Origin of the sequence: Halomonas sp. Bachu 37, assembly GCF_039691755.1 — a bacterium.
In the GTDB taxonomy this organism is placed as follows: domain Bacteria; phylum Pseudomonadota; class Gammaproteobacteria; order Pseudomonadales; family Halomonadaceae; genus Vreelandella; species Vreelandella kashgarensis.
In genome coordinates, this window is record NZ_CP137552.1 from 1,358,652 (window position 1) to 1,379,198 (window position 20,547).

The 20,547-nt window shown below is 60.3% G+C and carries 17 protein-coding genes; 9 read left to right on the top strand and 8 right to left on the bottom strand.

The features are described 5' to 3' along the window. Positions 1–28 precede the first annotated feature (28 nt). Together R5M92_RS06255 and R5M92_RS06260 are read right to left on the bottom strand one after the other, a co-directional pair. On the bottom strand, positions 29–721 hold the full coding sequence (locus R5M92_RS06255) for an ABC transporter ATP-binding protein (RefSeq protein WP_346799275.1): 693 nt from the start codon (positions 719–721) through the stop codon (positions 29–31). A gap of 65 nt (positions 722–786) precedes the next feature. Beyond that, positions 787–1,563, bottom strand: coding sequence for an ABC transporter ATP-binding protein (locus R5M92_RS06260; protein ID WP_346798675.1), 777 nt, complete (start codon positions 1,561–1,563; stop codon positions 787–789). Between the two features lie 338 nt (positions 1,564–1,901). On the opposite strand from R5M92_RS06260, the gene R5M92_RS06265 reads away from it, so the two are divergent. The 9 genes from R5M92_RS06265 (at position 1,902) to R5M92_RS06305 (ending at position 12,405) form a co-directional block, all read left to right on the top strand. After that, entirely contained in the window at positions 1,902–2,360 is a 459-nt protein-coding gene (locus R5M92_RS06265; RefSeq protein ID WP_346798677.1) for a MerR family DNA-binding transcriptional regulator, read from the top strand. 126 nt (positions 2,361–2,486) lie between these two features. Continuing rightward, positions 2,487–3,656 (top strand): isovaleryl-CoA dehydrogenase, encoded by a 1,170-nt coding sequence (locus R5M92_RS06270; protein WP_346798679.1) that lies wholly within the window; start codon positions 2,487–2,489, stop codon positions 3,654–3,656. Positions 3,657–3,666: 10 nt separating this feature from the next. Beyond that, complete coding sequence (locus R5M92_RS06275; RefSeq protein ID WP_346798681.1) at positions 3,667–5,274, top strand: carboxyl transferase domain-containing protein; 1,608 nt, start codon at positions 3,667–3,669, stop codon at positions 5,272–5,274. A gap of 7 nt (positions 5,275–5,281) precedes the next feature. Beyond that, positions 5,282–6,127, top strand: coding sequence for an enoyl-CoA hydratase/isomerase family protein (locus tag R5M92_RS06280; RefSeq protein WP_346796038.1), 846 nt, complete (start codon positions 5,282–5,284; stop codon positions 6,125–6,127). A gap of 8 nt (positions 6,128–6,135) precedes the next feature. After that, entirely contained in the window at positions 6,136–8,187 is a 2,052-nt protein-coding gene (locus R5M92_RS06285; protein ID WP_346796039.1) for an acetyl/propionyl/methylcrotonyl-CoA carboxylase subunit alpha, read from the top strand. 10 nt (positions 8,188–8,197) lie between these two features. After that, a complete protein-coding gene (locus tag R5M92_RS06290) occupies positions 8,198–9,106 on the top strand; it encodes a hydroxymethylglutaryl-CoA lyase (RefSeq protein ID WP_346798682.1) in 909 nt (302 codons plus the stop codon). A gap of 105 nt (positions 9,107–9,211) precedes the next feature. Beyond that, positions 9,212–10,909 carry an AMP-binding protein gene (locus tag R5M92_RS06295; RefSeq protein WP_346798684.1) on the top strand — a complete coding sequence of 566 codons (1,698 nt, stop codon included), beginning with the start codon at positions 9,212–9,214 and terminating at the stop codon, positions 10,907–10,909. 92 nt (positions 10,910–11,001) lie between these two features. After that, complete coding sequence (locus R5M92_RS06300) at positions 11,002–11,793, top strand: class I SAM-dependent methyltransferase (RefSeq protein ID WP_346798686.1); 792 nt, start codon at positions 11,002–11,004, stop codon at positions 11,791–11,793. Between the two features lie 51 nt (positions 11,794–11,844). Further along, positions 11,845–12,405, top strand: coding sequence for an outer membrane beta-barrel protein (locus tag R5M92_RS06305; RefSeq protein WP_346798688.1), 561 nt, complete (start codon positions 11,845–11,847; stop codon positions 12,403–12,405). A 156-nt stretch (positions 12,406–12,561) separates the two neighbouring features. Here R5M92_RS06305 and R5M92_RS06310 read toward each other — a convergent pair whose 3' ends face one another. From R5M92_RS06310 to relA, 6 genes are all read right to left on the bottom strand, one after another. Further along, complete coding sequence (locus R5M92_RS06310) at positions 12,562–12,873, bottom strand: hypothetical protein (RefSeq protein ID WP_346798689.1); 312 nt, start codon at positions 12,871–12,873, stop codon at positions 12,562–12,564. Positions 12,874–13,006: 133 nt separating this feature from the next. Beyond that, positions 13,007–14,095 carry a 23S rRNA pseudouridine(2604) synthase RluF gene (gene rluF, locus R5M92_RS06315; RefSeq protein WP_346798690.1) on the bottom strand — a complete coding sequence of 363 codons (1,089 nt, stop codon included), beginning with the start codon at positions 14,093–14,095 and terminating at the stop codon, positions 13,007–13,009. Between the two features lie 36 nt (positions 14,096–14,131). Beyond that, positions 14,132–14,677, bottom strand: coding sequence for a DUF924 family protein (locus tag R5M92_RS06320; protein WP_346798692.1), 546 nt, complete (start codon positions 14,675–14,677; stop codon positions 14,132–14,134). A 44-nt stretch (positions 14,678–14,721) separates the two neighbouring features. Next, positions 14,722–17,370: a phosphoenolpyruvate carboxylase gene (gene ppc / locus R5M92_RS06325; protein ID WP_346798694.1), complete on the bottom strand. Its 2,649-nt coding sequence runs from the start codon at positions 17,368–17,370 to the stop codon at positions 14,722–14,724. Between the two features lie 37 nt (positions 17,371–17,407). Then, positions 17,408–18,274: a nucleoside triphosphate pyrophosphohydrolase gene (mazG, locus tag R5M92_RS06330; RefSeq protein ID WP_346798696.1), complete on the bottom strand. Its 867-nt coding sequence runs from the start codon at positions 18,272–18,274 to the stop codon at positions 17,408–17,410. Then, a complete protein-coding gene (relA, locus tag R5M92_RS06335) occupies positions 18,271–20,523 on the bottom strand; it encodes a GTP diphosphokinase (RefSeq protein ID WP_346798697.1) in 2,253 nt (750 codons plus the stop codon). The genes mazG and relA overlap by 4 nt, the downstream gene beginning before the upstream one ends. Between the last annotated feature and the right edge of the window lie 24 nt (positions 20,524–20,547).

Below are 20,547 nucleotides of genomic sequence, written 5' to 3' on the forward strand. Positions count from 1 at the left end.
GTAGCTGTACAGGATCGTCTTAGAACGTTTATACCCCCAGCATGGTGTTGAGATGTTCGCGGCGGGACGGCAGTTGCGCAGCGGTGATTTCTTCCACGACCTGTCCGTGGTCCATGACGAAATGACGGTCGGCCAAGGGCGCGGCAAAGCGGAAGTTCTGTTCCACCAGTACAATCGTCATGCCGCGCTCTTTGAGCTGAAGCAATACCTCGCCCAGTTTCTGGACGATGACGGGTGCGAGCCCCTCGGTGATTTCATCCAGCAGCAACATCCGGGCGCCGGTGCGCAGAATACGCGCCATCGCCAGCATCTGCTGTTCACCACCGGATAGCCGTGTTCCCTGGCTTTTGCGACGCTCGTAAAGGTTGGGGAACATGGCATAGATCTCGTCCAGGCTCATGCCGTCCGAGCGTACCGTGGGCGGCAGCAGCAGGTTCTCCTCGACATCCAGGCTGGCGAATATTCCACGCTCTTCGGGGCAGTAGCCAATGCCCAGGCGAGGGATATGATGCGGCTTCATACCCAGGGTCTCGTTGCCGTTGATGACGATGGAGCCCGTCCGCCGACCCACCATGTTCATGATCGATTTCAGCGTCGTGCTGCGCCCTGCCCCGTTACGGCCGAGCAGCGTCACCAGCTCCCCGCGCTTCACGTCGAAGTTGACTCCATGAAGGATGTGCGATTCGTCATAGTAGGCGTGAAGATTATGGACTCGGAGCATCTCCGCCCCTTCCCGTTCGGCATACTCTCTCTGCGCCCTATCGTCGATCTGTTCAGCCGCCAGGTTCATGCCTGTGCCTCCTCATGCTCGGTCGCCTCGCTACCCATGTAGGCTTCTCTGACCTGCGGGTTGCGAGAAACACTCTGGTAGTCCCCCTCGGCAAGTACCGAGCCTCGTGCCAACACGGTAATCCGGTCGCACAGTCGGCTGACCACACTCAGGTTGTGCTCCACCATGAGCACGGTGCGCCCCTGGGAGACCCGCTTGATCAACTCGACAATGCGGTCGACATCTTCCGCCCCCATTCCCTGGGTGGGTTCATCGAGCAGCATCACGGTGGGTTCGAGCGCCAGAGTAGTGGCCACTTCAAGGGCACGCTTGCGCCCGTAGGGCATTTCCACGGTCAAGGTATCGGCGTACTCGCTCAGGCCGACCTCCTGGAGCAGCTCCATTGCCCGTTCGTTGAGGGGCTCAAGGCTCTTTTCGGACTTCCAGAAATGGAACGAGGTGCCGAGCTTGCGCTGCAAGGCCACCCGCACATTCTCGAGTGCCGTCATATGCGCGAACACGGCAGAAATCTGAAAGGAGCGCACCAGGCCCAAGCGCGCTATCTCGTTGGACTTCATCCCGGTAATGGGCTTGCCCTGATAGAGAATCTCGCCACGGGTAGGTGGCAGAAATTTGGTCAGAAGGTTGAACACCGTCGTCTTGCCGGCTCCATTGGGACCGATCAGCGCATGGATGTGGCCCTTCTGGACTTGAAGGTCAACGCTATCCACGGCGGTGAAGCCCCGGAATTCCTTGGTCAGCCCTCGGGTCTCGAGAACGTAGTCTGCACTCATGGAGTAACAAGCCTCTAGTTGTTCTTGTGTATATCGTTCTTGTGCCGACTTTCACCATTCGAATTGCCACGAGAGGCAACCGGTGGATCAGGCTTACCTGAACGTAAGGTGTAGGTGCAAACTAGCAACCTCGGCAGGGGGATTACAATTACAACTTTGGTCTACGAAATACGCTCAGCTGCTGTCAATGATAGTTCTCAATTCTATTTTTCAACAACTTAACGCTATTCAACGCTTACAATCAATCCGCAATCAGCACTTTACGTTAACGTGAACTTGTTTTAGCCTCAGTGACAATGTTCCATTAAGGGTATTTCCCCGACAGAGACGCCTTGCACATGAGCAAAACCTACTCCATCAGTGAGCTGGCCAGTGAGTTCGATGTAACCACACGCAGCATTCGTTTTTACGAAGACCAGGAACTGTTGCATCCCACCCGGCGGGGCCAGACACGGGTCTACAGCAGCAAGGACCGTGTGCGCTTGAAGCTCATCCAGCGCGGCAAGCGACTGGGGTTTTCATTGGCGGAGATACGCGAACTGTTCGAACTCTGGGATGAAACCCGTAGCGGCAGCGAAAAGCAGCTCTACCTGATGCTGAACAAGGTGGCGGAGCGCCGCGCTGCACTCGATCAGCAGCTCAAGGATATCGCCATGGTGCAGCTTGAACTGGAAAGCGCGGAAATTCGTTGCCGCCAGGCTCTGGAAGAGCTTCACCAGCGCCAGGATGGAGATGATAGCCAACCCTTTAGTTCTAGCCAGGAAGCCAGCAAGTCCTCGTCCACATCGGTGGAGTAGCACTGACGCGTTCAGCAATACTAATTTGATTACGTTCCACATAACCCATTAGCCATTCGCCCTTTGCATCTAATCCCTCTGCCCTAAAAAGCCGCATAAAATGCCGCACACGAAAAGGTAATCACCATGTTTGCACAATATTCAGAACTCAATTTCGGCCTTGATGATGAGCTCAAGATGCTGCGCGAGCAGGTCAATGCCTTTGCTGCCAGCGAAATAGCGCCTCGCGCCGCCGAGATCGATGACAAGAACGAATTCCCCAATGAGTTGTGGCAAAAGTTCGGCGACATGGGTTTGCTGGGCATTACCGTTCCCGACGAAGACGGCGGCAGCGGCATGGGCTATCTCGCTCACTGCATCGCCATGGAGGAGATCTCGCGAGCCAGCGCCTCGGTCGGCCTCTCCTATGGCGCCCACTCCAACCTCTGCGTCAACCAGCTCAAGCTCAACGGCAACGCGGAGCAGAAAGCCAAGTACCTGCCCAAGCTGATCAGCGGCGAACACGTCGGCGCACTGGCCATGTCCGAGCCGGGTGCGGGGTCCGATGTGGTCTCGATGAAGCTGCGTGCCGACAAGCGGGGTGACAAGTACGTTCTCAACGGCAACAAGATGTGGATCACCAACGGGCCGGATGCCGATGTCCTGGTGGTCTACGCCAAGACCGACCCGGAGGCCGGCTCCAAGGGCATCACCGCTTTCATCATCGAGAAGGGCTTTGCCGGGTTCTCCACCGCGCAGAAGCTCGACAAGCTGGGCATGCGCGGCTCCAACACCTGCGAGCTGGTATTCCAGGATTGCGAAGTTCCCGAAGCGAACGTACTCGGCGAGGTGGGCAAGGGAGCGCGCGTGTTGATGAGCGGCCTGGATTACGAGCGCACCGTACTGGCCGCCGGGCCGATCGGCATCATGCAGGCCGCCATGGATATCGTGATTCCCTACGTTCATGAGCGTAAGCAGTTCAACCAGTCCATCGGCGAGTTCCAGCTGGTGCAGGGCAAGGTGGCCGATATGTATACCACCATGAATGCCTGTCGCGCCTATCTCTACACGGTGGCCCGCGCCTGTGACCGGGGCGAAACCAGCCGCAAGGACGCCGCCGGCGTCATTCTCTATTGCGCAGAAAAGGCCACCCAGGTAGCTCTCGACGCTATCCAGCTGCTCGGCGGCAATGGTTATATCAACGAATACCCCACCGGACGTTTGCTGCGCGACGCCAAGCTGTACGAAATCGGTGCCGGAACCAGCGAAGTGCGCCGAATGTTGATCGGCCGCGAACTGTTCAACGAATCCAAGTAAGGGCGGCACCATGAGCATTCTGCAATCCCAGATCAATTCGCGCAGCGACGCCTTTCAGGCCAACCAGGCCAGCATGCACCATGAAGTCGTCAAGTTGCGCGACCTCACCGCCGCCATCCGTCAGGGCGGTGGCGAGAAGGCCCGCGCCCGGCACGAGTCCCGGGGCAAGCTGTTCGTTCGTGACCGCATCGATCATTTGATCGATGAAGGCTCGCCTTTCCTGGAGTTCTCCGCCCTGGCGGCGCACGAGCTCTACGAGACAGAGGTGCCCTCCGCCGGGGTGGTCACCGGCATCGGCCGGGTATCGGGCGTCGAGTGCGTGATCGTCGCCAACGACGCCACCGTCAAGGGCGGCACCTACTTCCCGATGACGGTGAAGAAGCACATTCGTGCCCAGGAGATTGCTCGCAAGCACCGCCTGCCATGTATCTACCTGGTCGATTCCGGCGGCGCCTTCCTGCCCCGCCAGGATGACGTCTTCCCCGACCGCGACCATTTCGGCCGCATCTTCTATAACCAGGCGACGATGTCCGCCGAAGGCATTCCTCAGATCGCCGTGGTGATGGGCTCCTGCACCGCCGGCGGCGCCTATGTGCCGGCGATGGCCGACGAGACGATCATCGTCAAGGAACAGGGCACCATCTTCCTGGGTGGCCCGCCGCTGGTGAAGGCCGCCACCGGCGAGTCGATCAGTGCCGAAGACTTGGGTGGCGCCGATGTCCACGCCAAGAAGAGCGGCGTGGCCGACTACTACGCCGAGAACGATGCCCACGCGCTGCAACTGGCCCGTGCCTGCGTGTCGCGTCTCAACTGGCAGAAGCGCGGCAAGCTGGCGATGAAAGAACCCAAACCGCCACGCCTCGACCCCAGCGAGCTGTACGGCATCGTGGGTACCGACCTCAAGAAGCCCTATGACGTTCGCGAAGTCATCGGGCGCATCGTCGACGACTCCGACTTCGACGAGTTCAAGCGCTACTACGGCGATACGCTGGTCACCGGTTTCGCCCATATCCACGGTTACCCGGTGGGTATCGTGGCCAACAATGGCGTGCTGTTTTCCGAGTCCGCCGTCAAGGGGGCGCATTTCATCGAGCTTTGTGCCCAGCGCCAGATTCCATTGATCTTCCTGCAGAACATCACCGGCTTCATGGTGGGCTCCAAGTACGAGCACGAAGGTATCGCCAAGCACGGCGCCAAGCTCGTTACCGCCGTGGCCTGCGCCAAGGTGCCCAAGTACACCATTCTGATCGGCGGCAGCTTCGGTGCCGGCAACTATGGCATGTGCGGCCGCGCCTACGATCCCAACCTGCTGTTCATGTGGCCCAATGCGCGCATCTCGGTCATGGGTGGCGAGCAGGCCGCCGGCGTACTCGCCCAGGTCAAGCGCGACCAGTACGAGCGCGAAGGCCGCGAGTGGACCCAGGAAGACGAGGAAGCGTTCAAGCAGCCCACTCGCGAACAGTACGAGCACCAGGGCCACCCGTATTACGCCAGCGCTCGTCTGTGGGACGACGGCGTCATCGACCCCCTGCAGACCCGCGATGTACTGGGCCTGTCGCTCGCCGCCGCCATGAATGCGGAAGTGGAATCCACCAAGTTCGGCGTATTCCGGATGTGAGGCAGTCATGACACAGACATATTCGAATCTGAACATCGACGAGCGTGGCGTGGCGTGGCTGACGCTGAACCGTCCCGAGGTGCACAACGCCTTCGACGACAGCCTGATTGCCGAATTGAATGCGCACCTTGCTGAATTGCACCAGCGCGCCGAACAGGGCGAGGTACGCGTGGTGGTACTGGGCTCGGAAGGTAAGAGCTTCTCCGCCGGCGCGGATCTCAACTGGATGAAGCGCATGGTCGAGTACGATTTCGACGGCAATCTGGCCGACTCGCGCAAGCTCTCCGACCTGATGCACGGTCTGGATACCCTGCCCTGCCCTACGCTATGTCGCGTGCAGGGTGCCGCTTTCGGCGGCGCGGTGGGCCTAGCCGCCTGCTGCGATATCGTCATCGCCTCGCAAAAAGCCAAGTTCTGCCTTTCCGAAGTCCGGATCGGCCTGTCGCCGGCGGTCATCAGCCCTTACGTGCTGCGCGCGCTGGGCGAGCGTCAGGCACGCCGCTATGCCCTCACCGCAGAAGTCATGAATGCCGCTACCGCCTGTGACCTCGGCCTGGCCCACCAGGTGGTGGAACCCGAATCACTGGATGAAGCGGTCGATGGCATGCTGGCGACCCTGCTGGCCACCTCACCACAAGCCAGCCGCACCACCAAGGCTTTGCTTGCCGTGGTGGCTCGCGAACTCGATTCTGCGGCTACTCGCGAACACACCTGCCAGGTCATCAGCGAACTGCGCGTCAGTGCCGAAGGCCAAGAGGGACTGGCCAGCTTCCTCGACAAGCGTCCTCCCGCCTGGACCCAAGACCCTGCCGACCGCGATAGCGACAAGAACACTACGGAGCCACGCTCATGAGCCCTGAGATGACGCAATTCAGTACGTTACTGGTCGCCAATCGCGGCGAAATCGCCTGTCGCGTAATGCGCACGGCAAGGCGCATGGGCTTGAAGACCGTGGCGGTCTACTCCGATGCCGACGCCAACGCCCGCCATGTGCGGGAAGCCGACGAAGCCGTGCGCATCGGCCCGGCTTCCGCTCGGGAAAGCTATCTCGACATCGAAGCGGTGATCGGCGCCGCCAAGCGCACCGGCGCCGGTGCCATTCATCCCGGTTACGGCTTTTTGTCCGAAAACGGTGCTTTCGTCGAAGCACTGGACACGGCGGGCATCGTCTTCGTCGGCCCGCCCGCCTCGGCGATTGCGGCCATGGGCGACAAATCCGCGGCCAAGGCGCGCATGGCGGATGCCGGTGTGCCGCTGGTGCCGGGCTACCACGGCGCCGACCAGGACGACGCGTTGCTCAAGGCCGAGGCCGACAAGATCGGCTATCCGGTGCTGCTCAAGGCCAGCGCCGGTGGCGGTGGCAAGGGCATGCGCGTGGTCGAGTCGAGTGACAATTTCCAGGCCGCCCTCGATGGCTGCCGGCGGGAGTCCCAGGCCGCCTTCGGCGACCAGCGCATGTTGATCGAGAAGTACCTGACCCAGCCACGTCACGTCGAGGTCCAGGTGTTCTGCGACAGCCACGGCAACGGCGTCTACCTGTTCGAGCGCGACTGTTCCGTCCAGCGTCGCCACCAGAAGGTGCTCGAGGAAGCCCCGGCCCCGGGAATGAGCGAGGGCTTGCGCCGTGAAATGGGCGCGGCGGCGGTTCGCGCGGCCAAGGAGATCGGCTATGTCGGCGCCGGTACGGTGGAATTCCTGCTCGACGCCGATGGCTCGTTCTACTTCATGGAGATGAACACCCGCCTGCAGGTCGAGCACCCGGTCACGGAGATGATCACCGGCCAGGATCTGGTCGAGTGGCAGCTGCGCGTGGCCATGGGCGAGGCACTGCCCTGCACCCAGGACGAACTGACCATTACCGGGCACAGCTTCGAGGCGCGCCTGTACGCCGAGGACCCGGAGCAGGATTTCCTGCCCGCGACCGGTCGCCTCGAGCGCTTCGCCATGGATCTGGAGGGTGCCGGCCTTGGCTCTTCACAAAAGGACCGCGCCAAGGTACGCCTGGACAGCGGCGTGGAAACCGGCGATGTGGTCTCGATGCACTACGACCCCATGCTCGCCAAGCTGATCGTTCACGGCGACGACCGCGAACAGGCCCTGGCGACGCTCAACCGGGCCCTGGCCGCGCTGGATGTCCAAGGCGTGGTGACCAACCGCGCCTTCCTGCAGCGCCTAGCGACGCATCCGGCCTTCCGCAATGCTGAGCTGGATACCCGCTTCATCGAGAAGAACGAAGCCACGCTGTTCGCCCCCAGGCAGTACTCCACCGAGGAGTACGCCGGCGCCGCGCTGATCGGCCTCAACCAGCTGGCCCGCGAATGCGAAAGCGATTCACCGTGGGATCGCCACGACGGTTTCCGCCTCAACGCTCCGCACACCATTCGCATCGCCCTTTGCGACCCTTCGTTGGCCCAGTCGACGGATGCCGAGGACGTGGTAGTCGTGGAAGGCACTCGCGAGACCGAAGCCGACCCGTGGCACTTGACCATCGGCAACGAAACGCTCACCGCGAGCCTTGAGCATCTAGAAGGCGACGCCGTGGCGGTCACCCTCGATGGCCATCGCCGCCGGCTGCAGGCGCGGTTGGTGGGGGAAAACCAGCGTAATGTGGTGGTCATGGTCGATCCCACCGGTGAGACACGCCTGTATTGGCGGCGTATTGACGCCATCGACCACGGTCACCACGAGGCGGAATCCACCCTCACCGCGCCCATGCACGGCACCGTGGTCGCCCTGCTGGTAGAGCCCGGCGTCAGCGTGGAAAAAGGCATGCCGCTGATGGTCATGGAAGCCATGAAAATGGAGCACACCATGACCGCTCCCGCCGATGGCCAGGTGGAAAGCTTCCACTTCCAGGCCGGCGATACCGTCGGCCAGGGCGACGTGCTGCTGGAATTCGCCGTCAACGAATAAGGAGAGAGCCATGGCACTACCGCAACAGGTGCGCTTGTTCGAGATGGGCCCGCGCGACGGCCTGCAGAATGAGGCCGGGCCGATCATCGCCACCGCGACCAAGATCGAATTCATCCATCGCCTGGCCGCGGCGGGCTTGACCCATATCGAAGCGGCAAGCTTCGTCTCGCCGAAATGGGTACCGCAGATGGGCGATGCCAGCGAAGTCATGAATGGCATCACACGCCAACCCGGGGTGGTCTATTCCACCTTGACGCCCAACCTGAAGGGGCTGGAAGGCGCCCTGGCCGCCGGCGTGGAAGAGGTCGCGGTATTCGGCGCGGCGTCGGAGTCCTTCTCGCAGAAGAACATCAATTGCTCGGTGGCGGAGTCGCTCGAGCGTTTCGAGCCGGTACTCGAGCGAGCCCGCGAGGCCAATGTCCGCGTACGCGGCTATGTCTCCTGTGTGCTCGGCTGCCCTTACGAAGGCGAGATCGCCCCGGCCAAGGTGGCCGAGGTGGCCAAGGCGCTCTATGACATGGGCTGCTACGAAATTTCGCTCGGCGACACCATCGGCACGGGTACGCCGCTTGCTGCCAAGCGCATGATCGAGGCGGTCGGCCGCGAGGTGCCGATAAACCGGCTCGCCGCTCATTTTCATGACACCTACGGCCAGGCCCTGGTCAATCTCTACGCGGTGATGGAAGAGGGGGTGGCGGTGATCGATGCCGCAACCGCGGGCCTCGGCGGTTGTCCTTACGCCAAGGGAGCCTCGGGCAACGTAGCCACCGAGGACGTGCTCTACTTGTTGCAGGGACTGGGTATCGACACCGGTATCGATCTTCAGGCGGTGATCGATACCGGCTACTGGATTACCGGCGAACTGGGACGTAAACCCGGTTCTAAAGTCGCTCTGGCGAAAGGCTGCAAAATTGCGTAAAAAAACCGTACGCAACAGACGACAGATCGCGCAAGTCAACTACAAGCCAAACAAGCATCCTTTGCCTATCCGTTCGGATAATAAGAAATACCGGAGAGACTCAACATGGCTTCATCAGCACTCACCTTACCCAGCTACACCAGCAGCATGGCCGACAAGCCATTGATCGGCATGACCATCGGCGACAAGTTCGATGAGGTGGTAGCACGTTTCCCCGATAACGATGCCTTGATCGTACTGCATCAGGGTATCCACTGGAGTTATCGTCAGCTGCAGGAAGAGGTCAACCGTTGCGCCCGCGCCCTGCTTTCCATCGGCGTGAAACGGGGCGATCGCGCCGCCATCTGGGCGCCCAACTGCAGCGAGTGGACGCTTAGCCAGTTCGCCACGGCCAAGATCGGGGCGATACTGGTCAACATCAACCCGGCCTACCGCACCCATGAGCTGGAGTACGCCCTGAACCAGTCCGGCGCGCGCTTTCTGATCACCGCCGACAGTTTCAAGAGCTCCGACTATCGCGGCATGCTGTACGAGCTGGCCCCGGAATTGAAGGCCTCGGCCGTCGGCAAGCTCAAGTCACAGAAGCTGCCCGAGCTCGAGTGCGTCATCAATCTCAGCGCTGAAGCGCACGACGGCATGTGGCCCTGGGCCGACTTCATCCAGCAGGCCGATAACGTCAGTCAGACCGATGTCGATGATCTGCAAGCTACCCTGCAGTTCGACGATGCGATCAACATCCAGTACACCTCGGGCACCACAGGCTTTCCCAAGGGCGCCACGCTTTCCCATCACAATATCCTCAACAACGGTTTCTTCGTTGCCGAAAGCATGGGCTTTACCAGCGATGACCGCTTGGTGATTCCGGTCCCGCTGTATCACTGCTTTGGCATGGTCATGGGCAACCTGGGCTGCGTTACCCACGGCGCCGCGATGATCTACCCGGACGAAGGCTTCGACCCCGGCAAGGTGCTCAAGGCGGTCCACGAGCAGAAAGCTACCGCGCTGTACGGCGTGCCGACCATGTTCATCGCCGAGCTGGACCATCCCGAATTCGACACATTCGATCTTTCCACCTTGCGTACCGGCATCATGGCCGGCTCCATCTGCCCCTCGGAGGTGATGAAGCAGGTCATCAACAGGATGAACATGAAGGGGGTGCAGATCGCCTACGGCATGACCGAAACCAGCCCGGTTTCCACCCAGACCGGTGCCGACGATAGCATCGAAAAGCGCGTTTCGACGGTCGGACGAACCCAACCGCACCTGGAAAGCAAGATTGTCGATCCGGGAAACGGCGGAATTCTGCCCCGCGGCGAAATTGGTGAACTCTGCACCCGCGGCTACAGCGTGATGCTCAAGTACTGGAACAACGACAAGGCCACGGCCGAAGCCATCGATGAAGCCGGCTGGATGCATACCGGCGACCTGGCCACCATGGACGACGAAGGCTATGTGCAGATCGTCGGGCGAATCAAGGACATGGTCATTCGTGGGGGCGAAAACGTCTACCCCAAGGAGATCGAGGAATTCCTCTATGCCCACCCGGCCATCTCGGAAGTTCAGGTTACCGGCGTACCCGACAAGAAGTACGGCGAGGAGCTGATCGCCTGGGTCAAACTCAACAGCAGCGCCGAAGATGTCACTGCAGAAGACCTGCGTGAATACTGCAAGGGCAAGATCACTCATTTCAAGATCCCCCGCTACTTCAAGTTCGTCGATGAATTCCCCATGACGGTCACGGGCAAGATTCAGAAGTTCAAGATGCGAGAAATCTCCATCGAAGAGCTGGGCCTGGAAAAGTAACGTGAAACTGGAAAGTACGTGGAACTGGAAAGTACGTGGAACTAAAAAATAGTAACGTGAGCCTGGCCGAACATTATCGCAGGAATCTCAGTGTGAACGAGGTGCTCGGTCGGGTGGCCGGGCACTTCGCCTCCCCTTCCTTGTATCAACTCGCCCCTCTGGATCAATTGCATATCGGTGGCATCAAGGCCAGCGAGCGGCTGCTCAAGCTGCTCGACCCCGAGCACCACCGGCGGGTCCTGGATATCGGCTCGGGAGCCGGCGGCTTGATGCGCCAGGCCACGCTTTCGGGTTTTACCTTGGTGGGAGTGGATATCACGCACGACCTGAATCGCTTGAACCGAGGTCTCTCGGGCCTGGCGCAGCCAGGGCGAACACCGCCGCTGGTTACCGCCGATGCTAGCGCTCTCCCCTTCGCCGACGACTCCTTCGATGCGGTGCTGTTCCAGCATAGTTTTCTCAACATGCCAGATACCGTGAAGGTGCTCGGCGAATGCCGCCGTGTCTTGCATCGAGGCGGTGTCATCGTCATGCATGAGGTAGTCAGCGGGCCGCAGCACGAGCAATTGCGTTTCCCGGTGCCGTGGGCAAGCCATGGCGCTCATTCATGCCTGCAGAGTGCAGCGGCGCTGTCGTCGCTGCTGGAAGATAGCGGTTTTCACATCGTCCATTGGCGAGACTGGAGCGAGGAAGCCCTGGTCTGGCGTCAGCGCCAGCGAGTAAAAGAAGCGGCGGCAAACGCCTCGGAGGATTCATCTAGACCGGCCCCAGCGCTCTCGCCCCAGTTGATCTTCGGGTCTCGCTTTATGGAGATGGGCAAAAACCTGCTGGTCAATCTCGAGACTGAGGCAATCAGGGTGGTAGAAATCAAGGCGAGTTGCTAGTCTCAATGAAATGATCGCTTTCACCCTGCCGGGTTCGCTAGAGGGCAGCCAATGAAACGCTTGGCCTGGGCGGCGCTTTTAAGCTTTGCTCCTTTCCTGACCAGCCATGCCGATGACGACGAAGTGATCCTGGCGTATACCGCGCCGGAGACCGAGTTATTGCAGTTGGAAAATGGTATTGTCGTGGAAGGAAGTGATCTGAGCAACCGGGATGCCTATACCTCGGGTTTTCGCCTGTCGGCCGAGTTCACTCCCTGGCAATTACCCCTTCTGGATATCGGTGCGGAGCTTGCTTATCGGGCGAGCGAGGAGGTGCCTATCGGCAGCGGCGTCAATCACCTGCTACTCGATACCTTCAGTGTAGGTGGCGCCCTGGTGGCAGGAATCAGACTTGGCGGCTTCAGTATCTATGCCAAATCGGGCCTGGCGGAATGGCGGGGTGAAACCACCGGCATGCAGGATCAAGACGATGGAGGCACGGCTTCCGTTACCGGTTTCGGCGCCACCATGACCTTCCACCGTCTCGTCAGTCGTCTGGAATATGAGCGTATCGACGCGCCTACCCTGAGTCACCTGAACCAGTTCAGCGCGTCGGTACACCTTCCGTTTTAACAATATGCTTCTAAACAAGCCCTTTCTAAAAAAACGTTCTAAAACAACACCGCCGAAACGGTCACCGCCTTTTGTCCGAATGCTAGAAGAAAGCCGCAAGGCGTTTTGATTTAACTCCTGTTTCTTTCTTGGCTAACCACTTAACCTCCATTACCTTCATCTCCCCTTGCCTTCATCTCCCATCGTGAACGAGGGCGGATCGCTGGCGGGGAAACTATCAGCGCTGGCCTTGTCCAGATCGCTTTCATCCTGGAAACCCTCCGCATCCGTCGAGGAGTATTCCGTGTAGTCGTCAGCGAGGGTCAACTTGCCGTTTTCAAACTGCAAGTCGTACCGCTCCACCCAAAAGCGCCTGCCGTCCGGTGCGTTAATTTCCACCTTGGTGTCGGCACTGTCATCGACTACTTTGCCTACCGAGCTGCCATCCTTGGTAAATACCGTGGCGTCAACAAGTTCTTCATGAGCCATGACACACTCCTTCGTTGATGTATGCGTATCTCTAAAGTAGAAGGCTAGCCAACCAACTAGCAAGGCCTGATGGAAATATTTACTACCGGCCCCGTAGCCTTATTGGCTGGGACAGACAAAAAATCGAGACGTTCTATTTTTTTGCCGATGCCCGGCGAGGCTTGCCGCTTGCACCCGCGGATTTTCGCGGCCGCCCACTCGGCGCAGCACTCTTTTTTGCCGCTCCCTTGCCTGGCGCCGTGCCTCTACCTTTCGGCGCCCCTTTACTCTTCAAGCCACCGCCGCCGCCTTTTTTCGTTGCCTTGCCTGGCGTTCCGGCCTTGCCCTTGGGGGGTCGCTTGCCCTCCGCCTTGGGTTTCGCCTCTTGCCCGCGTTTGGCTGTTCCCTTGACCTTGTCCCCACTCTTGTTACCGGTGGCGGATTTATTCTTTTCCCGAGAAGGAAATTCCGGCCGAGTCGGCTTGCGATTCTTCGTCTTCTTCCCCGCGCCTTCCCCTTGGGTATCCGACTGCTCGGTCAAGGCAATGATGGTATCGATCTCCTTCGGGGTCAGGTCGCGCCAATCCCCTAACGCCAGCCCTTGTAAGGAAACATTCATGATTCGGGTACGCACCAGTTGCGTCACTTCATAGCCGAAGTATTCGCACATGCGCCGAATCTGGCGGTTCAACCCTTGAACAAGAGTAATGGTGAAAACGAAGGTCGATTCCTTGGTCACCCGACACTTCTTGGTGACCTTACCGAGGATGGGCACTCCACCGCTCATGCCGTTGATGAATTCGTCGGTAATTGGTTTGTTGACCGTCACCAGGTACTCTTTTTCGTGGCGGTTGTTGGCCCGCAGGATCTTGTTCACCAGATCGCCGTTATTGGTCAGAAAGATCAAGCCCTGGGAATCCTTGTCCAGGCGGCCGATGGGAAATATGCGCGCCCCATGCTTGACGAACTCGACAATGTTGTCCTTCTCGCTGGATTCCGTGGTGCTGACGATTCCCACCGGCTTGTTCAAGGCGATGAGAATCAGATCCTCTTCTTCCTGCGGCTCGATCTCCTGACCGTTGACCTTGACCCTGTCCCCCGCCTTTACCTGATCGCCCGTGGTGGCTCGGCGGCCATTGATCCACACATTGCCCTGCTCCACAAAACGATCCGCCTCCCGGCGCGAGCAGAGGCCGCTTTCGCTGATGTACTTGTTGATGCGGGTAGAGCTTCGTAACGACATAGGACGCCAATAGTCAAAGATGGTGAATGGGGTGACTTAAAAAGAGGAGCCGGGCTGCTTTAGAAAGTCGATTTCTTCGTCCGAGGAGGACCGCCCCATTAACGCATTGCGGTGGGGATAACGGCCGAAGCGGTCGATGATTGCCTTGTGGCGCACTTCGTACCCCAGATTTTCCTCCAGCCCCGGCTGATCGAAGAGCTGTATCGCCTCCTCATGAATCACTGGCGACTCGCTATGCATGTAAGGCATGTAGAGAAAAACCCGCTCTTGTGCGGCAAGCTCGACGTCGACACCCAGTGCAACCGCTTCCTGGGCAAGGGTGAGAGCCAGCGCATCGCTGGCGAAGGCGCGGGGGTCTTCGCGGTACATGTTGCGCGAAAACTGGTCCAGCACGATGATCTCCGCCAACCGCCCGTGGGCGCTGCGCCGCCATCGATAGCATTCGCACCGTGTTGCCTGGACATGCACCGTAGCGAACCGCCGAGTGATGGCACGATCCATCTCGGCATCTTTCTTGAACCACTGCGCGGGCGTCAGCTCGGCAAACCAGAACTGAAGCACCGCTTGAGCATCTGCAGACATCGATGGCTTCTCCTTTTATAGCTCCTCCCTTTGGCGGCAGCTGCCTAGCCTGTATTGCGCAGGCCCGCGGCGATCCCCGCCATCGTTACCATCAATGCGCGGGAAAGATCGGCGCTGATGGCACCATCGGCATCGCGGTTACGCTGCAAAAGCTCAGCCTGCAGACCGTGGAGCGGGTCGATATAGGGGTTGCGCACCTCGATCGCCTGGCGAATCAATGGCGTGTTTTCCAGCAACTCGTCCTGCTGCAGTACTTCCAGCAGCACCTGTTCGAGACGTGTGAAGCGGTCGCGAAGCTGCTGCCCCAGTGCCTTGAGTGAAGGCTCGTCCACCAGGCGATGCTCATAGTAGGCGGCAATGCTCACGTCCGCCTTGGCCAGCAGCATTTCCAGCATGTCCAGATAAGTGCCGAAGAAAGGCCACTGGTTGCGCATCTGCTGAAGCACTTCACGGCCGCCTTCCTCTTCCAGGCGCCGGGCAAAGGCCTCGCCACTGCCCAGCCAGGCCGGCAGCATCAGGCGAATCTGCGTCCAGGCGAATATCCAGGGAATCGCTCGCAGGGTTTCCACTCCACCATCCTGGCGCCGCTTGGTGGGACGCGACCCGAGCGGCAAGCGACCCAGCGCGCCTTCGGGGGTCACGGAGCGGAAATAGGGAACGAAGTCCGGATCTTTTCTCACCACACTGGTATAAGCCTGATGAGCCACCTCGGACAGACGGTCCATCTCATCGCGCCACTGCGGCTCGGGTGCCGGGGGTGGCAGCAGCGTGGCTTCGAGCACCGCACAGGCGTAGATTTCCATGGAGCGCAGGGCAATATCCGGCTGGCCGAACTTGAAACGAATCATCTCGCCCTGCTCGGTGACCCGCAGGCTGCCATTCACCGAGCCGGGAGGCTGGGAGAGAATCGCCGCATGCGCCGGGCCACCGCCGCGGCCGACCGTGCCACCCCGGCCATGGAACAGGGTCAGATCGACACCATGACTGCGACATACCTCCACCAGTGACTCCTGGGCGCGATACTGCGCCCAGGCAGCCGCCAACTGGCCGGCATCCTTGGCCGAGTCGGAATAGCCGATCATCACTTCCTGGCCCGTGCCCGCCACGGCGCGATAGCCGGGCAGCGACAATAACTGGTCCACGACGTCACCGGCATGGTTCAGGTCGGCCAGGGTCTCGAACAGTGGCGCGATGGGCAGCGAAACCCGCCCGCCGACTTCCTTCATCAACAGCGCCACGGTGAGCACATCGGATGGCTGCGCGGCCATGGAAATAATATAGGTACCCAGCGCCTCGGGCTGCTCCTGAGCGATAACCTTGAAGGTATCCAGTACCTCACGGGACTCAGCCGAACACTCCCAACGCCGCGGAATCAAGGGCCGCCGGGATTCAAGCTCGGCAAGCAGGAATTTCTGGCGCTGCGCTTCATCCCACTGCTGGTAGTTGCCGAGCTCGAGGGCGCTGGTCAGCTCCTCTATCACTTGCGCATGGCGGCTGGCTTCCTGGCGCAAGTCGAGCTTGGTCAGGGTGACGCCGAATACCGCGACCCGGCGCAACGTATCCAACAAGGCGCCATTGGCAATGGTATCCAAGCCGACATCGCACAGCGAGCGATAGCAGGTCAGCAGTGGCGCGTACAGTTGGTCGCGAGTCTCGATGATCGGCCCGCCTTCGAAACTACGCCCATCCAGGCGCGCCTTGGCCCAATCCCGAGTTGCCTCGATTCGAGTCAACAAACGCTTTAGCAGCTCCCGATAGGGCTCGGTGACTTCACCGACTTCCGCCTTCAGGGCGCTATTGGCCTTCCACATGGAAAGCTCGGTCTTGAGCTGCTCAAGGTCACGCAGATACAGGTCGGCAGCCATCCAGCGGCCCAGCAGCAGGACTTCCCGAGTGACCCGCGAGGTGACATTGGGGTTGCCGTCGCGGTCACCGCCCATCCAGGAGGCATAACGAATGGGGGCGGCATCCAGCGGCAAGCGCTCCCCGGCGGTTTTCAGCAGCAGGTTATCCAGGTCACGGTGGAAATCGGGTACCGCTTGCCACAGCGAGTTCTCGATCACGGCGAATCCCCACTTGGCTTCATCCACCGGAGTCGGCCGCTCGTGGCGAATCTCGTCGGTATGCCAGGCCTGACTGATCAGCTCTTCCAGGCGACCCTTGGCACGAGTGCCGCGTTCGGGATAGTCATCGGAATTCTCGATCGCCGAAAGGCAGTCGTCGATGGCATCGTATTTCTGGATCAGGGTACGCCGGATGACTTCCGTGGGATGCGCGGTCAGCACCAGTTCCACCCGCATGTTGGCCAGCGTCTCGACTAACGTCCGTGGCGAATTTCCCGCCTGGCGGGCGCGCTCGAGCAACTCGCCCAGAACCGGCTGGGAGCCGGGCTTGTAGTCCTCGACCCGGCGAAAGCGGGCACGATAATGCTGTTCGGCGATGTTAGCCAGGTTGAGAAACTGATTGAAGGCACGGGTGACGGGCAATAGATCGCCTTCGGGTAACTGGCGCAGATACTCGATCAACGCCCGCTGCTCCAAGGCATCGCCCTGGCGCCCCTGCTTGGCATGCGCGCGGATGGTCTCGATCTTGTCGACGAAGCCCTGGCCTAGATCATCGGCGATGGTGCGCCCCAGGCTGTCTCCCAGGATACGGACGTTATCGCGCAGCGATTCATGTAGATCATGACTCATGGCCGTAGGCCTCCTTGCAAGGGTCAAATACGGTCGATCAATTAGGTTCGGCTTTAGCCGCTTGCCAGTGACGCTCCAGGGTGGCGAGGTCGATTTCATTCAGGGCCATACCCTGCTCATGCACCCGGGCTTCGACAAAACGAAAACGGCGTTCGAACTTGCTGTTGGTGGCCCGCAGGCACTGTTCCGGATCTGCCTTAAGCGTACGCGCAAGATTGGTCACGGCAAATAGCAGATCACCGATTTCTTCGCGGGCATGCTCCTGGTCGTTCTCCGCCAGCGCCTCCTCCACTTCCGCCAGCTCCTCGCGTATCTTGGCGATCACACCTTCCACGTCAGGCCAGTCGAACCCCACGCGGGCGGCGCGCTTGGAGAGCTTGGTCGCCCGCGACAGTGACGGCAGGTTGCGCGGCACATCATCGAGGATGGAGTGCGCCTCGCGCTGGGCCCGCTCGGAAGCCTTGAGGCTTTCCCAGCGGCGATTGACCTGCTGCTCCTGTACCTTGTCGGCATCGGTGCCGGGCGGACGGCGCGATTCGAGTGTGCCTTGCGGAAAGACGTGCGGATGGCGGCGCAGCATCTTGGCGGTCAGGGTATGTACCACGTCGTGGAAGTCGAAGCGCTGCTCCTCGGCGCCGAACTGGCTGTAATAGACCACCTGAAACAGCAGGTCGCCGAGCTCACCGGGAAGCTCATCGAAGGCCCGCCGCTCGATGGCATCGGCGACTTCATAGGCTTCTTCCAGCGTGTGCGGCACTATCGAATCCCAATCCTGCTTTATATCCCAAGGGCAGCCCTGCTGGGGATCGCGCAGCACGGCCATGAGCTCCAGAAGATCCTGAAGTTCGAAACGGGTCTCGGACAAACCGGCGCGCCCTGCCCCAGCCTCTAGATCTTCTCTCATCGCTTACCACCACTGCGCAGTCTTCTGACTTCGGTTACGTTGGGTAACTGCTGGATACGCGAGAACAGACGTCCCAGGGTTTCCAGGCCGTCTACTTCCAGGGTGATGCTCAACCGTGCAATGCCTTCGTCGGTATCGGTCAGGGTATTCACCGCCAGCACGTTGACCTTGTCGTGACTGAGGACGGCGGTCACGTCGCGCAGCAGGCCGGAGCGGTCCCAGGCCTGGACTTCGATATTGACCGGATAGCGCGTCAGAGCGCGTTCGCCCCACTCCACTTCGATGATGCGCTGGGGCTCCTCCATGCGCAGTTGCAGAATATTGGGACAATCCTGGCGGTGCACGGTCACGCCTCGGCCCTGGGTGATGAAGCCGACGATGGGTTCGCCCGGCACCGGATTGCAGCAATTGGCCATGCTGGTCTTGAGGTTGCCCACCCCGAGCACGGTGATATCGCTCTTGCCGGCCTTGCTGGATTGGCGTCTGGGCTTGGCCAGCAGACGATCGAGCTGCTCCTGGTCATCGGTCTCGCCGAACAGTTGCTGAGCTTGGTTGAGTACCTGCCCGATACGCAGGTCGCCGGCTCCGAGTGCGGCGTACATATCGTCGGCGTTGGTGTAGTTGACCGCCTTGGCCAGGCGCACCAGATCCAGCCCTTCCACATCCAGGCGCTGCATTTCGCGCTCGAACAGGGCCTTGCCCTCGTCCAGGTTCTGATCGCGGGCCTGGTGCTTGAACCATGACTGGATCTTGGCGCGAGCCCGCGAGGTACGCACGTAACCCAGGCTCGGGTTGAGCCAGTCGCGGCTGGGGCCGCCCTTGGTGGAGTTGAGTATCTCCACCTGCTGGCCCGTCTTGAGCTTGTAGGTCAACGGCACGATGCGGCCGTTGACCTTGGCGCCCCGGCAGCGATGGCCGATCTCGGTGTGGACTCGATAGGCGAAATCGATCGGGGTGGCAATGCGCGGCAGATCGATGACGTGACCGTCGGGAGTGAAGACGTAGATACGGTCGGGCGCAACGTCGCTGGATAGCCCCTCCCGCAGGTCGCCGAAGTCGCCAATTTCTTCCTGCCACTCGAGTACCTGACGCAACCAGGCGATCTTCTCTTCGTAGCTGCGGCTCTTGGCGTTGGTGTCGTGACCCTTGTAGCGCCAGTGCGCGCACACGCCCAACTCGGCTTCGTCGTGCATGGCGAAGGTACGGATCTGAATCTCCAGCACCTTGTTTTCCGGTCCCATGACCGCCGTGTGCAGCGACTGATAACCGTTCTTCTTGGGGTTGGCGATATAATCGTCGAATTCGTTGGGCACGTGATGCCACTGAGAGTGGACGATACCCAGCACGGTATAACAGTCCGCCACTTCCGGAACGAGAATACGTACCGCGCGCACATCATGGACCTGGGAGAAATCGATGCGCTTGCGCTTCATCTTGCGCCAGATGGAGTAGATATGCTTCGCCCGGCCGTTCACATCGTACTGGTGGATGTTCTGGGCTTCCATCAAGGCCTTGAGCGTTTCCATCACATCGTGGATATAGCGGTCACGATTGACTCGCTTCTCCGCCAGCAACTTGGCGATGGCCTTGTACTCGTCTTCGTGCAGGTAACGAAACGAAAGATCCTCGAGTTCCCATTTGATTTGCCCGATACCCAGGCGGTGTGCCAGCGGCGCGTAGATATCGAACACCTCCCGCGCCACCTGCAGGCTCTTTTCCCGGGGCGCATCCTTTACCTGACGCAAGGCGCAGGTACGCTCGGCGATCTTGATCAACGCCACCCGCACATCGTCGACCAGATTGATCAGCATCTTGCGCAGGTTTTCCTGCTGGTTGTGCTGGGTCATTCCATGGCTGGGCGCGTGGGGATAGTTGATGGCGGCCATCTGCAGCACACCATCGATCAAGCTCGACACTTCGCTGTCGAATTGCTTGCTCACGTCTTCGAGACTGATCAAGCCCTCCCGCACGGCGCGGTAAAGCACGGCGGCTTCGAGTGCGGCCTGATCCAGCTTGAGCTCCCCCAGGATATCGGCCATTTCCAGGCCCATGCGAAAACTGGACCCCGGCGCCAGCCAGGCGCGATGGGGTTTGGGCGCATCCAGCTCCAGCTGCTCGGCCAGTTCGCAGGCCCGGGCCAGCCTGGCGGGATCGCGTAGCCGGACATCTTCCTGCAGGCGTGTCAACCACTGCTGTATGTCGACTTTTCCGCTTGGCGTAAGCGGTTGGTCTTCCCGCACTTTAACCATGTGTCTTACCCATCCTGTTGGACC

Bases quoted from the DNA above. Each gene is read 5' to 3' on its own strand.
- R5M92_RS06255 (WP_346799275.1), bottom strand. From the start codon at position 721: ATGCTCCGAGTCCATAATCTTCACGCCTACTATGACGAATCGCACATC.
- R5M92_RS06260 (WP_346798675.1), bottom strand. From the start codon at position 1,563: ATGAGTGCAGACTACGTTCTCGAGACCCGAGGGCTGACCAAGGAATTC.
- R5M92_RS06265 (WP_346798677.1), top strand. From the start codon at position 1,902: ATGAGCAAAACCTACTCCATCAGTGAGCTGGCCAGTGAGTTCGATGTA.
- R5M92_RS06270 (WP_346798679.1), top strand. From the start codon at position 2,487: ATGTTTGCACAATATTCAGAACTCAATTTCGGCCTTGATGATGAGCTC.
- R5M92_RS06275 (WP_346798681.1), top strand. From the start codon at position 3,667: ATGAGCATTCTGCAATCCCAGATCAATTCGCGCAGCGACGCCTTTCAG.
- R5M92_RS06280 (WP_346796038.1), top strand. From the start codon at position 5,282: ATGACACAGACATATTCGAATCTGAACATCGACGAGCGTGGCGTGGCG.
- R5M92_RS06285 (WP_346796039.1), top strand. From the start codon at position 6,136: ATGACGCAATTCAGTACGTTACTGGTCGCCAATCGCGGCGAAATCGCC.
- R5M92_RS06290 (WP_346798682.1), top strand. From the start codon at position 8,198: ATGGCACTACCGCAACAGGTGCGCTTGTTCGAGATGGGCCCGCGCGAC.
- R5M92_RS06295 (WP_346798684.1), top strand. From the start codon at position 9,212: ATGGCTTCATCAGCACTCACCTTACCCAGCTACACCAGCAGCATGGCC.
- R5M92_RS06305 (WP_346798688.1), top strand. From the start codon at position 11,845: ATGAAACGCTTGGCCTGGGCGGCGCTTTTAAGCTTTGCTCCTTTCCTG.
- R5M92_RS06310 (WP_346798689.1), bottom strand. From the start codon at position 12,873: ATGGCTCATGAAGAACTTGTTGACGCCACGGTATTTACCAAGGATGGC.
- rluF (WP_346798690.1), bottom strand. From the start codon at position 14,095: ATGTCGTTACGAAGCTCTACCCGCATCAACAAGTACATCAGCGAAAGC.
- R5M92_RS06320 (WP_346798692.1), bottom strand. From the start codon at position 14,677: ATGTCTGCAGATGCTCAAGCGGTGCTTCAGTTCTGGTTTGCCGAGCTG.
- ppc (WP_346798694.1), bottom strand. From the start codon at position 17,370: ATGAGTCATGATCTACATGAATCGCTGCGCGATAACGTCCGTATCCTG.
- mazG (WP_346798696.1), bottom strand. From the start codon at position 18,274: ATGAGAGAAGATCTAGAGGCTGGGGCAGGGCGCGCCGGTTTGTCCGAG.
- relA (WP_346798697.1), bottom strand. From the start codon at position 20,523: ATGGTTAAAGTGCGGGAAGACCAACCGCTTACGCCAAGCGGAAAAGTC.